The 13,907-nt window shown below is 33.8% G+C and carries 10 protein-coding genes and 1 pseudogene; 9 read left to right on the top strand and 2 right to left on the bottom strand.

From position 1 onward, the window contains the following. Positions 1-251 precede the first annotated feature (251 nt). Positions 252-1,415: an AIR synthase related protein gene (locus tag CFPG_RS03010; RefSeq protein WP_012573544.1), complete on the top strand. Its 1,164-nt coding sequence runs from the start codon at positions 252-254 to the stop codon at positions 1,413-1,415. An 848-nt stretch (positions 1,416-2,263) separates the two neighbouring features. On the opposite strand, the gene CFPG_RS03015 is transcribed toward CFPG_RS03010, so the two are convergent. After that, the gene (locus CFPG_RS03015; RefSeq protein WP_012573545.1) at positions 2,264-4,459 is read right to left on the bottom strand and encodes a glutamine synthetase III; all 2,196 of its coding nucleotides are present in this window, start codon (positions 4,457-4,459) and stop codon (positions 2,264-2,266) included. A 298-nt stretch (positions 4,460-4,757) separates the two neighbouring features. After that, positions 4,758-5,783 (bottom strand): UDP-glucose 4-epimerase GalE, encoded by a 1,026-nt coding sequence (galE, locus tag CFPG_RS03020; protein ID WP_012573546.1) that lies wholly within the window; start codon positions 5,781-5,783, stop codon positions 4,758-4,760. Positions 5,784-5,941: 158 nt separating this feature from the next. Between galE and purH the strand changes: the two genes are divergently transcribed. The 8 genes and pseudogenes from purH (at position 5,942) to mce (ending at position 13,836) form a co-directional block, all read left to right on the top strand. Continuing rightward, positions 5,942-7,468 carry a bifunctional phosphoribosylaminoimidazolecarboxamide formyltransferase/IMP cyclohydrolase gene (purH, locus tag CFPG_RS03025; protein ID WP_012573547.1) on the top strand — a complete coding sequence of 509 codons (1,527 nt, stop codon included), beginning with the start codon at positions 5,942-5,944 and terminating at the stop codon, positions 7,466-7,468. Positions 7,469-7,474: 6 nt separating this feature from the next. Continuing rightward, entirely contained in the window at positions 7,475-8,494 is a 1,020-nt protein-coding gene (locus CFPG_RS03030) for a rod shape-determining protein (protein WP_012573548.1), read from the top strand. Continuing rightward, on the top strand, positions 8,495-9,340 hold the full coding sequence (gene mreC, locus CFPG_RS03035; protein WP_012573549.1) for a rod shape-determining protein MreC: 846 nt from the start codon (positions 8,495-8,497) through the stop codon (positions 9,338-9,340). Positions 9,341-9,354: 14 nt separating this feature from the next. Next, on the top strand, positions 9,355-9,873 hold the full coding sequence (locus CFPG_RS03040) for a hypothetical protein (RefSeq protein WP_012573550.1): 519 nt from the start codon (positions 9,355-9,357) through the stop codon (positions 9,871-9,873). A 19-nt stretch (positions 9,874-9,892) separates the two neighbouring features. Next, a complete protein-coding gene (locus tag CFPG_RS03045; protein ID WP_012573551.1) occupies positions 9,893-11,746 on the top strand; it encodes a peptidoglycan D,D-transpeptidase FtsI family protein in 1,854 nt (617 codons plus the stop codon). Beyond that, positions 11,727-13,208, top strand: a complete 1,482-nt coding sequence (gene rodA, locus CFPG_RS03050) for a rod shape-determining protein RodA (protein ID WP_012573552.1) — start codon at positions 11,727-11,729, stop codon at positions 13,206-13,208. Before CFPG_RS03045 ends, rodA begins: the two co-directional genes overlap by 20 nt. Before the next feature lie 3 nt (positions 13,209-13,211). Further along, positions 13,212-13,334 (top strand): annotated as a pseudogene (locus tag CFPG_RS05515) (methylmalonyl-CoA mutase family protein); the annotation flags it as partial. Positions 13,335-13,437: 103 nt separating this feature from the next. Then, complete coding sequence (gene mce / locus CFPG_RS03055; RefSeq protein WP_012573553.1) at positions 13,438-13,836, top strand: methylmalonyl-CoA epimerase; 399 nt, start codon at positions 13,438-13,440, stop codon at positions 13,834-13,836. Positions 13,837-13,907 lie beyond the last annotated feature (71 nt).

Consider the following 13,907-nt stretch of genomic DNA (forward strand, 5'->3'; position numbering starts at 1 on the left):
AGTGTACTTTTCGTCTTTTGAAAGGAGTGAGACTTTTGCTTTTGTATTACTTCTTCATTATTCTCTTCATATTCGAAGAGCGCTTCGTTCTTGTGCCGGACAAGACTGTTTCTGTTTCTTTACAAGTACAAGTTAAATAACTACGACATAACTACAAAAGTATTAACTGACTTTAATGTGAAAAACTATTTAAATAGGACAAATAAATATTGGCACATGATTTTTTAGAATTATATGAAATAGAATAAGTTATGCAACGTTACTTACAAAGAGGGGTATCGGCTGAAAAAGAGGATATTCACTGTGCTATAAAAAATGCGGATAAAGGATTGTTTCCTAGAGCGTTTTGTAAAATTATTCCCGATATTTTGGGAGGTGATGAGAAGTATTGCAATATTGTGCATGCTGATGGGGCTGGAACTAAGTCTTCACTTGCTTACTTGTATTGGAAAGAAACAGGCGATATTTCTGTTTGGAAAGGTATTGTACAGGATGCTTTGGTGATGAATATAGATGATTTGCTTTGTATTGGTGCTGTAGATAATATTTTATTGTCTTCTATCATTGGAAGGAATAAACGATTAATACCGGGAGAAGTTGTTTCGGTTATTATTGAAGGAACAAATGAGCTTTGTGAAGAATTAAGTAAATGGGGAATCCATATTTATTCTACAGGAGGAGAAACTGCTGACGTAGGGGATTTAGTAAGGACAATTATTGTAGATAGTACCGTTGCTTGCCGAATGAAAAGGGAAGATGTGATTGATAACGCCTATATCCAGGCAGGAGACGTAATTGTGGGCTTGAGTTCTTGTGGGCAAGCGATTTATGAAAAAGAATATAATAGTGGAATTGGAAGTAATGGACTAACTTCGGCGAGGCACGATATTTTTTCTAACTATTTGGCAACAAAATATCCCGAAAGTTATGACACTAATCTTCCTGAAGGTTTGGTTTATTCAGGGCAAAAAAAATTAACAGACAAGATTGAAGGGTTAGGGATTGATATTGGGAAATTGGTCCTTTCTCCTACTCGTACTTATGCACCAGTAGTTAAGCAAATATTGAATAAATGGCATTCTTACATACATGGGATGGTGCATATATCAGGAGGAGGGCAAACAAAAGTATTGCGTTTTGTAGATAAAGTACGGATTTGTAAGAATAATTTATTCCCTTTACCACCATTATTTCAGTTGATACAACAACAATCTGCAACTGAGTGGAAAGAAATGTATAAGGTTTTTAATATGGGACATCGAATGGAAATTTACCTTTCACCAGAGTATGCGACTGAAATAATAACAATTTCTCAATCATTTAATATTGATGCACAAATTATTGGAATAGTGGAGAAATCGCAACAAACGGAACTAATTGTTGAAACTCCTTACGGGATCATTAGTTATCCCTAAGATAGGGGATAGGTATAACTAGTGATAGAAATTAAGGCAGATAAATAGAAAAGGAAAAAGTCACATTATATGTAATAGGTATTTTTTGGATTAATCGTGCAATTAAGTACTATGCCCATGTTTTTTCAGTGTGGAAGTTTTTCCTGACAGAAAAACACAATGATGAATGTAAACTACGGATCTTGATAAAGCTTAGGAGTACATAAAGACAAAAGATAAGCCTAACCCCCTACTAACCAACCGCTTTCTCTATTCTTGAATGGAGGAGATCTTAATTTTCAGATAGTCTGACGGGAGTAGGAACAGATAAAGAGACAGCAAAAAAAAAGATAAAGTCTTTGGAGGATTCAACCATAATATATACTGTCTTTTTACGATCTATATTGTTACTACTACAATATAGCAATTAGTTGATTTCAAGAAACAACTTCTTCCACTAGAACTTATTTTTTTATGTCTCAGGCTAAATGTAGGATGCTACTTGGTTAAGCCCAACCAAGTAAAATTATAGATCAGCATGATCTATAAATCATTTGCTTTATCGATCTTTTGATCGACAATTAAATCTGCGCGTAAATATCCCAGATATTGTTCTGCTTTCTAACCCTGCCCCTGCCCAAATACTTTCCACCCCTGTCTGATCAACCTTGGATCTCCCTTTTGCAGGTCCGGACAAAAAAGACAATCCCCCACCACTACCGTACCTAACCCATACATTTCACCTCAAAGAGCTGTATACTCCGACAATAGAGAATGACAGAGAAAAAGACACTTCTGATGCCATTTTTTTATCTTCAATCTTTGTTATTTGATTTGTCTTAAATCAATGTTTGTTATAGTAAAAAGTTTTACCTTATGAAAAGTAATTCACGGTATTTTGGTAATGTCCACAACTCATCGTCGACTAATAGTTCCAATTTATCGACATGATAACGGATTTCATCAAAGAATGGGATTATTTTATCATGATACTCTATTGCTTTTCCTCTCTCGTCTTCTATTGCATTTGCTTTTTTACGTGTATTAACTAGTTCTAGAGTTTTTAATTTGATAATAGCAATTCTTTCAGAAATTTCTTCTATAATACTTGTATTATGAGCCGATAGTTCAGCAGCTTTTTCTTTTTCGTAAATCTGATAGATTTTATGGACATTATCAAGTAAAGAAGATTGATATTTTGTTGCAACTGGGATAATATGATTTAGTACCAAATCGCCCAATACACGGGCCTCAATTTGAATTTTTTTAGTATAAGTTTCCCATTTTACTTCATTACGAGCATGTAATTCTCTTTCACTGAAAACACCTACATTCTCGAATAATGCTATGGATTCTGGCTTTGTATAGGCATCATAGATAAGAGGGACACTTGTCTCATCGTCCAACCCTCGTTTTTTAGCTTCGATTTTCCATGCGTTACTGTAGCCATTTCCATCGAAACAAATCGGTTTTGCCTCTTTAATATATTTTTTTAATACATCAAAAATAGCCTTGTGTTTAGTTGAACCCGCTGTAATTCTAGCGTCTACTGTTTTTTTGAATTCGGCAAGTTGAGATGCAACGATAGAATTTAAAACAATCATAGCCGAAGAGCAATTAGCCGAAGATCCTACTGCACGAAATTCAAATCGATTACCAGTAAAAGCAAATGGGGAAGTTCTATTACGATCTGTATTATCTAAAAGTACTTCGGGAATTTTTGCAATACCTAATTTCATTCCTTGTTTTGGATCCAATATAATGGCATCTTCACTATTACTGCTTTCTAATTTACCTAACACCGCTGAAACTTGGCTTCCTAAAAATGCAGAGATAATGGCAGGGGGTGCTTCATTAGCTCCTAGTCGATGGGCATTTTGAGCCGTCATAATAGATGCTTTCAGTAAAGCATTGTGCTTATATACTGCTAGTAAGATATTTACTATAAAGGTGATGAACTGTAGGTTCTCTTCTGGAGTTTTGCCAGGCATCAAAAGACCTATACCAGTATCCGTTCCCAATGACCAATTGTTATGCTTTCCTGAACCATTGATACCTGCAAATGGCTTTTCATGTAGTAATAAACGAAAACCATGATGGCGGGCAACTTTTTTCATGATAGACATAATTAATAGATTTTGGTCTACAGCCAAGTTAGTTTCTCCAAAAATGGGAGCTAACTCAAATTGATTGGGAGCGACCTCATTGTGCCTGGTTTTTAAGGGAATCCCATACTTATACCCTTCAAATTCTAAATCTTTCATGTAAGCTTGTACACGTGTTGGTATAGATCCGAAATAATGATCTTCCAATTGTTGATTTTTCGCTGATTCGTGTCCCATTAATGTGCGTCCTGTTAGTACTAAGTCCGGACGGGTTGCATACAAACCTTCGTCTACTAAGAAATATTCTTGCTCCCAACCTAAATAAGAGAATACTTTTTTAACGGAAGAGTCGAAATATTGGCAAACTTCGGTAGCAGCTTTATCTATCGCATTCAAAGATTTCAACAGTGGAGTTTTGTAGTCTAAAGCTTCACCTGTATAGGATATAAAAACTGTAGGAATGCAAAGTGTATCATCAATAATAAACGCAGGAGAAGAAGGGTCCCATGCTGTATAACCACGTGCCTCGAATGTATTACGGATTCCCCCACTTGGAAAGGAGGAAGCATCTGGTTCTTGCTGTGCTAATAGTTTCCCTGAAAATTCTTCTATTACGTGGCTTCCTGGTCTCCCTGAATATTCAATGAATGAGTCGTGTTTTTGTGCTGTCCCCTCTGTTAAGGGTTGAAACCAATGTGTGTAATGAGTAGCCCCCGTTTCTATCGCCCACCTTTTCATTCCGGCGGCTATATGATTTGCTAATTCGCGGTCTAGAGTCGCTCCTCTTTCAACGACATTGGTAAGCATCTTTAATGTTTCTTTGGATAGGTATTGAACCATCTGTTCTTTAGAAAATACATACTTCCCAAAATAATCAGAAATTATTGGTGACGGAGCTGAAACTTCCACTGCTTTTTTCTTAAAAGCTTCTTTTATTGCTTCAAATCTTAAATTTGACATAAATCTTTCATTAAAGAAGTTAAATATTTTTTTATTTTTTAGATACACTTTGCCTGTACAAAGTAGTAACTTTTAAGTGAAAGATCAAAATTACTATATAAAATGAAATTCTCTATGTCATATGCCATAAAATTTATTTATCTGACTCTATAGTATGAAGTCAATTCCTTTTCTGTTTTTTATATTATATTGATGTATAAAAAGTTATGATAAATTAGGGATATTAAGTTCTGGACAAATTGATGCTGTATTTGGAAATATTTAAGACAAGTTGAGAGAATTTTTCTTTAATCAAGAGTCAAAAATGTTTTTGTTTTAGTTGCCATTTCCACGCCGATTTTAATGCTTCTTCGATGGTTTCTTTAGCGTTCCATCCCAGAATTTTGTTGGCACGAAGAGGATTCGCCCAAATTTGTTCAATGTCACCTTTGCGTCTTTCTGCAATCTTATAGGGAACTTTTATGCCGATAGTTTTTTCAAAAGTATTAATCATTTCTAGCACGGATGTTCCTTTACCCGTTCCTAAATTGAAATATTCCAATCGAGAATTGGATTTGTTATTTAGCACTCTTTCCATAGAAATCACATGAGCTTTTGCTAAATCCACTACGTGAATATAGTCACGAACACAAGAACCATCCAGGGTATTATAGTCATTACCAAAAACAGATATCTCGTTTCTTATACCCATAGCTGTTTGTATGATGAATGGCACTAAATTTCGAGGAATTCTATTGGATAGCTCTCCAATTTCAGCTGACCGATGTGCTCCTATTGGGTTGAAATATCGTAAAATTATGCTTTTATAAGAAGCACCCGCTGTAATATTGTCACAAATAATTTCTTCGTTGATTTGTTTTGTGTTTCCATATGGAGACAAGGCAGGTTGGATGGGTGTATTCTCATCTACTGGTAGATGTTTAGGTTGACCATAGACCGTACAGGAAGAAGAGAATACGATTCCTTCTACTTTATATTTGGGCATTAATTCTAAAATATTAATTAGTGAGATAAGGTTATTTTTATAATAGAACAGAGGCTTTTGAACAGATTCGCCTACAGCTTTTTTTGCTGCAAAATGAATAATCCCTTTAATTTCAGAATGTTTTTTTAGAACTTTTTCTAGGCCATTTAGGCAGATGCAATCTATCTTTTCGAATGCGACATGAATACCTGTAATTCTTTTTATTCCATTTATCACTTCCAAATTGGAATTGGATAAATTGTCCACTATGATTACTTCATATCCTGCGTTTAGTAATTCTACTGTAGTATGTGAACCAATATATCCTGTTCCACCTGTAACTAATATTTTTTCTTTCATATACAATTTTAAAGTAAAATTTATTCAAGAAATTTTATGAGATTATTTTTCAAATGAGGATACATAAATGAGGATACATTCTTTTTTACTATCACTATTTTCAAAAGTATTGTTTAATTTTGTATTCCCTAGAGAGTTTAATGAAAAATTATGATTTTATGTTTGCGCTTAAAAAGATTAAGAATGCTCTTATTTCTGTGTACGATAAGGATGGATTAGATGAAATTTTAATGAAATTACATAAGGAGAACGTTGACCTATATTCCACTGGAGGGACGCAGAAATTTATAGAATCATTAGGGTTGCCTTGTCGGTCTGTTGAGAGTTTAACAGGTTATCCTTCTATACTTGGTGGTCGTGTAAAGACTTTGCATCCTAAAGTATTTGGTGGGATACTTGGTCGTCGTAATATAACAGCAGATAAGGAGCAAATGAATCAATATAGCATTTTAGAGATGGATTTAGTTATAGTAGATCTGTATCCTTTTCGAATAGCTGTGGCATCTGGGGACGGAGAGCAAGAAATTATTGAAAAAATAGATATAGGGGGCGTTTCTCTTATTCGAGCAGCAGCTAAAAATTTTCAGGATGTACTTGTTGTTGCATCTAAATTTCAATATGCTGCTTTAATTCAAATACTTAATAAACATGGAGTATCTTCTAGTGTAGAGGAAAGGAAGTGGTTTGCTAAAGAAGCGTTTGCTGTTTCGTCAGAATATGATACAGCTATTTTCAATTATTTTGATGCAAACGGAGGAACCTACTTTAGGCAAAGTTTTAATGATATAAAAACGCTACGTTATGGAGAAAATCCTCATCAAAAAGGTGCTTTCTACGGTGATTTCAATTGTATTTTTGAGCAATTACATGGGAAAGAAATTTCTTACAATAACTTATTAGATATTAATTCTGCAACTGATTTGATGTTTGAATTTAGTGAATTGACTTTTGCTATATTGAAGCATAATAATGCTTGCGGTATTGCCTCTCGTCCTACTGTGCAAGAAGCTTGGTTAGCAGCATTAGAAGGTGATCCTATCTCTGCTTTTGGAGGGGTTTTGATTTGTAATGCAAAAATTGACAAGCTTGTTGCGGAGGAGATTAATAGGATTTTTTTTGAAGTAATTGTTGCTCCGGCTTACGAAAGTGATGCGTTGGAAATTTTGAAGCAAAAGAAAAATCGGATCGTTTTGCTTCAAAAAAAGCAAAGCTCCCAAACGGTTGTTCAATTTCGTTCTTTGTTGAATGGTGTCTTGGTACAAGATAAGGATACAAGTGTTCAGACAGAAGATGATATGAAGGCAGTGACTATTCAAGTACCTTCTAGACGAGAAGTTGAAGATTTGTTATTTGCTAATAAATTAGTTAAACATACAAAATCGAATGCAATTGTACTGGCAAAAAATAAACAACTTTATGCAAGTGGAGTAGGACAAACTTCTCGTGTTGATGCTTTGAAGCAAGCAATTGAAAAAGCCAATACTTTTCATTTTGATTTAGTAGGGGCAGTAATGGCTTCTGATGCTTTTTTCCCTTTTTCTGATTGTGTAGAAATTGCCTATAAAGCAGGGATTAAAGCGGTTATACAGCCTGGTGGCTCGATAAAGGACAATTTATCCATAGAATATTGCGATAAACAAGGTATGGCAATGGTAGTAACGGATATTCGCCATTTTAAACATTAGTTTCATATGGGTTTATTTTCATTTACAAAAGAAATAGCGATAGATTTAGGTACGGCGAATACTGTTGTGATTTATAATGGCAAGATTGTAGTCGACGAACCTTCGGTAATTGCTTTTAATGATCGTACTGGGAAGCCTTTGGCGATTGGTTCTGAAGCACAAAAAATGCAGGGGAAAACACATAGTAACATAAAAACCATACGTCCGCTTCGAAACGGGGTAATTGCTGATTTTTATGCTACGGAGCAAATGATAAGGGGGATGATCAAGATGGCTAATTGCAAAGGCAATTTTTTTATTTCATCTATGCGTATTGTTATATGTATTCCTTCGGGGAGTACGGAGGTAGAAATCCGTGCAGTGCGTGATTCTGTTGAACATGCAGGTATACGTGACGTATACCTGATTTATGAACCAATGGCAGCAGCTGTTGGTATTGGATTAAACGTGGAGGCTGCGGAGGGCAATATGGTTGTAGATATAGGAGGTGGGACTACTGAAATAGCTGTTATTTCTCTAGGAGGAATTGTTTCTAATAAGTCTATTCGTCTTGCAGGGGATGATTTAACTACTGATATCTTGGAATACATGGGGAGACAGCACAATATAAAAATTGGAGAACGTACCGCCGAGTTGATAAAGATTAATGTGGGTTCAGCCTTGGCAAATTTAGCTAATCCTCCTGAAGATTATATTGTATTTGGTCCTAATCGTATGACTGCCCTTCCGATGGAAGTTCCTGTTTCTTATCAGGAGATTACTCATTGTTTGGATAAATCAATTTCTAAAATTGAATTAGCAGTGCTAAACACATTAGAAAATACACCTCCTGAATTGTATGCTGATATTGTTCATAATGGAATTTATCTTACTGGGGGAGGTGCTCTTTTGAAAGGCTTGGATAAGCGTCTTGGAGATAAAATTAATATTCCTTTTCATATTGCTGAAGACCCTTTACATGCAGTTGCAAAAGGAACAAGTATAGCTTTAAAGAATATTAATAAATTCAACTTTTTAATACGGTAATTGAGAAATTTATTCCGATTTTTTCTAAGAAACGTTCATTGGGTACTTTTTTTATTACTATTAGTTTTCTCTGTTATTTTGATCATTAATAATAATCAGATGCAACGGAGTAGATATTTTGTTGTAGTTCGAGAAGTATTAGGGCGATTTTATTCTATAGTCGATGTCTTTCAATCTTATATTAATTTGAACGTTACTAATGCCGAATTAATGAGAAAAGTATCTGAGTTGGAAACGGAAATTTACAAGTATAAAAATATTTTAGAACTAATAAAAGATTCAATTCAAACGACTTCAATCAACATAGATTCTTTGCATGCTATTGTTTACCAATTTATTCCTGCTAGAGTTGTTGATAATAGTATTCTTAGGAAAGAGAATTATATAATCCTTAACAAAGGCTCTGAAAATGGTATAGAATCAGATATGGGAGTTGTTTCTTACAATGGAATTGTGGGAATTGTAATAAGTACATCTCCTCATTTTTCAGAAGTTATTTCACTTTTGAATCCTCAATTAAAATTAAGTTGCAAAATAAAAAATAATGATCATTTTGGCCCACTGATATGGGATGGAAAAGATTCACGATATACTTGTTTAACGGAATTTCCTAATTATGTACCTATTAAAATAGGGGATACCATTATTACAAGTGGTTATTCTGCAATATTTCCTGAAGGAATTCCTGTAGGAATTGTCACGGGTTTGCAAAAGAAAAAAAATGATATTTATAGTACCCTTAAGGTAAAATTCTTTATCGATTTTGGAAATTTGAACGAAGTGTTAATTGTGAAAAACGTATATCAAAAAGAACAAAATGACATACGAAAAATTATTGTTCAATAATTGTATCAAGGCTTATGAGGATAATGTATTCGGTAATAAAACAATTACTATTATTCTTTGTACTTGTTTTCTTACAAGTGTGTTTATTCGATAAGATACATCTTTTTGGATGTGCTATTCCATTGCTTTATATTTATTTTGTTATTCAATTGCCATGGAATATGAACAGGAGTTTTGTTTTGCTTCTCTCTGCTTTAATTGGATTGTGTATTGATACATTTAATTGCACATTAGGATTAAATATGTTTGCTTGCGTAATTGTTGGGTTTTTAAGGTTTTATCTTTTACAGTTATTTGTACCGAATAGTTTGTTTGAAAATTATTGTCATTCAGTAGTTAATTTTGGAGAATTTGGATTTTTTTATTACTTATACTACTCAGCTTCGATGACCTTGTTGCATCAAATTGTTTTATGTTTTGCTGAATCTTCATCTTTATCTAATCCTTTGTCGCTTATTTTTCGTGTTGTTGGAAGTTTTGTTCTTACAATGCTTCTTATTTTTGCCTTTGATAGGATTAAATGTTGCTACTGAACTGAAAGCTTGAAAGCTAATGGGGATAAATAAATATTATTTGGATACTCGCAAGGTATTCATGATTGTGAGTGTTTGCATAGTTGTACTCGTTTATGTTATACAGCTTTTTAGATTACAGCTACTTAGTCCCAAGTATAAGGATTGGGCATATGGTAATGCTTTTCTAAAACAAGTAAGATATCCATCACGAGGTATGATTTATGATCGTAAGGGGAAATTGCTTGTCTATAATCAATTTGCATATGAGCTTAAGGCAGTTATGCAGGAAATCAGTAATTTAGATACAATAGCTCTTTGTAAAGCAATAAATATTAGTTTGGAGGAATGTCGGAAGAGATTGGAGGATATAAAAGATAAGTACAAAAATCCGGGTTATTCTCCTTATACATTGCAAGTTTTTTTAGATCAACTAGGGAACAAAGAATGTAGCATTTTTCAAGAGTTTACATATAAATTTCCAGGATTTTATGTTCAAAAGAGGGCTATTAGAAAATATGTTTATCCTTATGCATCTCATGTGTTGGGTTATATTTCTGAAGTGGATAGACAAAATATTGTTAATGATTCTTATTATCAGGTTGGTGATTATATTGGAAAAACAGGGGTTGAATGTTCTTATGAAGAACATTTGAGGGGTAAAAAGGGGTTTGAAATATTGTTACGTAATGCTAAAGGATATATTGAAGGGAAATATGAAAATGGTGTACATGATATTGTTCCGACACAAGGGGAAAATTTGACCCTTTCTATTGATATCGATTTACAAACATACGGGGAAGAATTGATGCGTAATAAATTGGGAACAATTATTATGATAGAGCCTCAAACAGGAGAGATTCTTTGTATGATTTCTTCTCCCACTTACGACCCTTCTATTTTAGTTGGGAAACAATTCGGCAAATCTTTTGCTAGTTTAGTTCAAAATCCTTATAAACCATTATTTAACAGAGCTTTAAGTGGAAGTTATCCTCCAGGTTCCACTTTTAAAATGGCACAAGGTTTGGCTTTTTTGCAAGAAGGGATTATCACCTCCAATACAGTGTATTCTTGTCACAATGGATGGCCAATTGGTAGAGGGCGTCCAGCATGTCATAGTCATGATTCGCCTTTAACTTTAGCATCAGCTATTGGAACGAGTTGTAATTCTTATTTTTGTTGGGGATTAAAAGCTATGATTGAAAATAAAAAGTACGGTTCTATGCGGAATGCTATAGACAAATGGAGAGATTTTATGGTATTACAGGGTTTTGGTTATCCTTTAGGAGTGGATCTGCCTGGAGAAAGGAGAGGGATGATACCGAATAGTCAATATTATGACGAAATGTATAGAAAAAATTGGAATGTATTTTCGGTTATTTCTATTGCTATTGGACAGGGAGAAGTTGCACTTTCACCTATTCAGATATGTAATTTAGCTACTACTATTGCTAATAGAGGCTATTTTTATATACCTCATGTTGTCAAAAAAATATCGAATGCTCAATTGGATGGGATATATTTATGTCCTCATTATACAGGTGTAGAATCGCAACATTATTCGCCAATTATAGAAGGGATGCGTTTAGCTGTAACAAATGGGACCTGTAGTTTGGCTAATATTCCAGATATAGCTGTGTGTGGTAAAACTGGTACTGCTCAAAATAGCGGGAGGGACCATTCTATTTTTATGGGTTTTGCACCTATGGATAATCCTAAGATAGCTATTCTTGTGTTTATTGAGAATGGAGGTTTTGGTACTTCTTGTGCAGTTCCTATAGGTAGATTGATGATTCAAAAATATCTTAAAGATACGATTCCATGTAGTGATGAATGGATAGAAAATAGTATCAAAAATATGGTAATCTTACGACGTGTTGTACGGAAAAAATAGTGTTTGGAATACTCTTGATTGGTTGACTGTCAGAGTTTACCTGGTATTAGTGCTAATAGGGTGGTTTTGTATTTATGCAGCCAGTTATGAATGTAATACTGGTAGATTTGATTTTTCAAATCGAGCAAGTATGCAAATGGTTTGGATACTTTCTTCTTTGTGTATTGCTTTTGTGTTATTGATGATAGAGGGTAATTGGTATGAAGTATTTGCTTTTGGTATATATATTGCCGTTATGCTCTTGTTGATAGTTACTGTGTTTGTGGCAACACCTATTAAAGGTTCTTGTTCATGGCTTACATTAGGAGCTGTAAGGATACAGCCAGCTGAGTTTGCTAAGTTCGCTACCGCTTTAGCCGTGGCAAAGGTAATGGGTAGATATCAGTTTGATATATCAAAGAAACGAAGTATAATAAGTTTATTAGGTTTGGTTTTTTTACCTATTTCATTGATTTTGTTACAACGAGAAACAGGTTCTGCTTTAGTTTTTTTTGTTTTCTTTTTGGTCTTTTATCGTGAAGGGATGTCTGGCAAGATATTACTTATTGGTTTTTCTGCTGCTTTGATTTTTGTTTTGGTTGTTCGTTTCCCATTCGTTGTAGTATCGAGTATTTCTTGTGGTGAGTTATTAGGGATGGGATTTATTATCTTTTGTGTTATGGGTCTTTTGTTACAGTACAATTATTCAAGAGAACTGAAGCATGTAAAATATTTATTTTGTGCTGTTTTAGGAACCACCGTTGTTTCCATATCGATGTTTTTGTTTACAAGTTTTAATGTATATTGGATTATTTTATCCTTTTTTGTTTCTATCTGTTTCTATTTTTTATTTCTATTCATGAAGAATAGATTTTCTATTTATCTATGGATTGTTCTGTTTATCATTGGTTCTTTCTCCTTTTTATATTCTACTGATTATATTTTTGACAATGTATTAGAACTTCACCAAAAAAATCGTGTACAAGTAGCATTGGGAATAATAGATGATCCAAGAGGTGCCGGGTATAATGTGAATCAATCCAAAATAGCTATTGGTTCTGGTGGTTTTAAAGGCAAGGGTTATCTAAGAGGCACTCAAACCGAGTTAAAGTATGTACCAGAACAGGAAACTGATTTTATTTTTTGTACACTTGGTGAAGAGATGGGGTTTATTGGTTCTGTTACAGTATTAGTCTTATTTTTGATTTTAATCATACGTTTGGTATGGTTGGCGGAAAAGCAACAACGTGTTTTTATTCGCGTATATGGTTATTCGGTTGCTTGTATTATTTTTTTTCACTTTGCCATTAATATAGGTATGGTACTTGGTATTACTCCGGTGATTGGTATCCCTTTGTCGTTTCTTAGTTATGGAGGATCTTCTTTGTGGTCTTTTACAATCCTTTTGTTTATCTTCCTTCGTTTGGATACTTCTAAACGATTTGGGAAGGGTGATTTATTAAAATTTAAATTTAGTACTTAGTAAGGAAAGTCGGTTGCTTTTGACTTGGAAACTCATCGAGGATATGATGCTGACCATCCACGTGTAATAAGTGATGTAGGAAAGGCTAGTGTCTCTATTTGTTCACTTGAAGATATGAAAATATTAGATGAAAACAGTTGGAATTAAATTCCTTAATGTGAATGAAAAATGGTAATTTTACGACTTCACTTTATAAAAGTGTATTAATTAATAATTAAATTGTTGTTTTATGGATATTTCTCGCATTGAGCATATTGGGATTGCTGTGAAAAATATTAAGGACAGTCTTCCTTATTATGAAGGGATATTAGGATTAAAATGTTATAGTATAGAAGAAGTAGTAAATCAAAAAGTAAGGACCGCGTTTTTTAAAGTAGGAGAAACAAAAATTGAATTGTTAGAACCTATTTCTGATGAATCTACTATCGCAAAGTTTATTAAGAAAAAAGGAGAAGGGATACACCATATTGCATTTGCTGTTCCGAATATAGATACTGCATTAATTGAAGTGGAATTAAAAGGTGTTCAAGTGATAGATAAGTTATCTCGTAAAGGTGCTGAAGGGTTGAAAATAGCTTTTTTGCATCCGAAATCAACAAGGAATATATTAACAGAATTATGTCAGTAAGAGTTGTATAGAGTTAACTCTATAGGTGTAAGAGTATTATCTTTAATTAAAATAGTGATTAAAAAGGTTTT

The organism is Candidatus Azobacteroides pseudotrichonymphae genomovar. CFP2 (assembly GCF_000010645.1).
Taxonomy (GTDB): Bacteria; Bacteroidota; Bacteroidia; order Bacteroidales; family Azobacteroidaceae; genus Azobacteroides; species Azobacteroides pseudotrichonymphae.

What these genes read in the sequence shown, in the direction of transcription:
- CFPG_RS03010 (WP_012573544.1), top strand. Translation starts at nt 252, where the DNA reads ATGCAACGTTACTTACAAAGAGGGGTATCGGCTGAAAAAGAGGATATT.
- CFPG_RS03015 (WP_012573545.1), bottom strand. Translation starts at nt 4,459, where the DNA reads ATGTCAAATTTAAGATTTGAAGCAATAAAAGAAGCTTTTAAGAAAAAA.
- galE (WP_012573546.1), bottom strand. Translation starts at nt 5,783, where the DNA reads ATGAAAGAAAAAATATTAGTTACAGGTGGAACAGGATATATTGGTTCA.
- purH (WP_012573547.1), top strand. Translation starts at nt 5,942, where the DNA reads ATGTTTGCGCTTAAAAAGATTAAGAATGCTCTTATTTCTGTGTACGAT.
- CFPG_RS03030 (WP_012573548.1), top strand. Translation starts at nt 7,475, where the DNA reads ATGGGTTTATTTTCATTTACAAAAGAAATAGCGATAGATTTAGGTACG.
- CFPG_RS03040 (WP_012573550.1), top strand. Translation starts at nt 9,355, where the DNA reads ATGAGGATAATGTATTCGGTAATAAAACAATTACTATTATTCTTTGTA.
- CFPG_RS03045 (WP_012573551.1), top strand. Translation starts at nt 9,893, where the DNA reads ATGGGGATAAATAAATATTATTTGGATACTCGCAAGGTATTCATGATT.
- mce (WP_012573553.1), top strand. Translation starts at nt 13,438, where the DNA reads ATGGATATTTCTCGCATTGAGCATATTGGGATTGCTGTGAAAAATATT.